This window comes from Occallatibacter sp. (assembly GCF_049802275.1).
Lineage (GTDB): Bacteria > Acidobacteriota > Terriglobia > Terriglobales > Acidobacteriaceae > Telmatobacter.
Genome location: NZ_JBARMD010000550.1, coordinates 1 through 1607, shown reverse-complemented (window position 1 = coordinate 1607; position 1607 = coordinate 1). Strand labels below are relative to the sequence as shown.

2 protein-coding genes are annotated in these 1607 nt (G+C 59.6%); both read right to left on the bottom strand.

Annotated features, from left to right (window positions below; translation table 11 throughout):
• A partial coding sequence (locus WA354_RS19000; RefSeq protein WP_472814591.1) for a M56 family metallopeptidase occupies window positions 1–1212 on the bottom strand: 1212 nt, incomplete at its 3' end.
• Window positions 1209–1607, bottom strand: a 399-nt coding sequence (locus WA354_RS18995; RefSeq protein ID WP_472814590.1) for a BlaI/MecI/CopY family transcriptional regulator, incomplete at its 5' end; no start/stop codon positions are given. The genes WA354_RS19000 and WA354_RS18995, both read right to left, overlap by 4 nt.

Below are 1607 nucleotides of genomic sequence, written 5' to 3'. Positions count from 1 at the left end.
GTATAAGAGACAGGGCGGAGCGGGAACTTCGCTTGGCGCCTGTTGCCCCGCGGCCTGCACGCGCACCAGCGTTGTAACTGCAAACAACGCAACCGGCACCACCAGCACGGCAACCAGGGCGCGTCGTGTACCCGCAAACGCCTGCCGGAAAGAAACGTCGTTCAAAAGCCGCTCGATGCGGCGCGAGAGAGATCCACTGTTGGCCATTGCGACCCCTACAAGAGTTGGGCGCGGCGATGCCGCGAATTCAAGTAAAATCTGCGCGTACGAAGTGCGATCCGAAGCCTCTTCCAGTCCCGCGCGATCGCTGATTGCCTCAGCCAGATCTGAAAGTTTGCGCTTGAGCCACCAACCCAGCGGGCTCGGCCAGAACGCGACAGCGTAGATCCCCGCAAGCAGCTGCAGATAAAAGTCTCTCTGCCGGATGTGCGAACGCTCATGTGCCAGTACCACGCGCAGCTTCTCGCTATCCCAGGTGGCATAATCCGGCGGCAAAATGATCGCCGAGCAAATAGTAACGGGAGACGAAACTCCTGTGCTGCAACGAATGTCGACACAAGTGGTTTGAGCTATCACCAAATCGGCGGAGATCGGCTTCGCTCCCGAATACAGTCGAAGCGCCATAATCAATCCGTAGGCGAGTCGAATAAGGAATACGCCTGCGACGGAGAGATAAAGCACAAGAATGATCTTCGATAGCGAGAACGCTGCACGCGGTGGCGTGGCTGCACGCGCCGGAGCGATTGCGCGAGGCGTCGTAGATTCAGTCTGCGCCGTCGGCCGAGGCTGCATATCCTCGACCAAATTCGCGTCGGAGGATTCAGGCAGTGTTGACGTAGGTACGCGGCTTCCGGATGGTTCGCGGACCGATAGCCCCGACTGCTGGTCAACCTGCAGCGTGCCAGCGCCCGCGGCCGCATCCGCCGCTACCGGCTGCTCGGGCGACGTCTTGGCTTGAATCCTCGCCTGCAATTCCTCAAGCAGCGTCTGCGGATCGGCCGGAAGTACGACTCTCACATTGGCTGGCAAAACATTCCAGTGCGATGCCATCGGAAGCACCATCGGCATCAAAAGCGCCCCAGCCAGCACCAGTCCCCACGCGCATTTTTGCGCCAGCACGTTGCGCACGGCAAAGATTCGCAAACCAATCCAAACGGCCAGCGCCAGAACTGCAGAGCGAAGCGCCGCTTCAACCAGAATCGAGGAGATCATTGCTTGGCCTCCTTTTTCATTTCGACAGGAGTGATTTGGCCGCCGGCCCGCTTCTGCGCTTCGAAGATACGCGTGGCGAGACGCTGCAGTTCGGCCTGATCCAGAACTTTCGAATCCACCATTCCCACCAGCAACTCTTCCACCGATCCTTCACAGAACCAGTCGACGATGCGCTTCGCCGCCCGACCCGCGACGCGCTGCCGCGATTCCGCAGGACGATAAAGAAAGGTCCGGTCTTCCACACTGTGCGCCAGGTAACCCTTTTCTTCGAGGCGCCGCAGCACGGTGCGTATTGTCGAGTCCTTCAAAGGCCGGTTTAGCTCTTCGCGCGCTTGCTCAGCCGTAACTGTTCCCAGCCGCCAGACAATCGAGAGAAGGTCCCGTTCCAGTTCCCC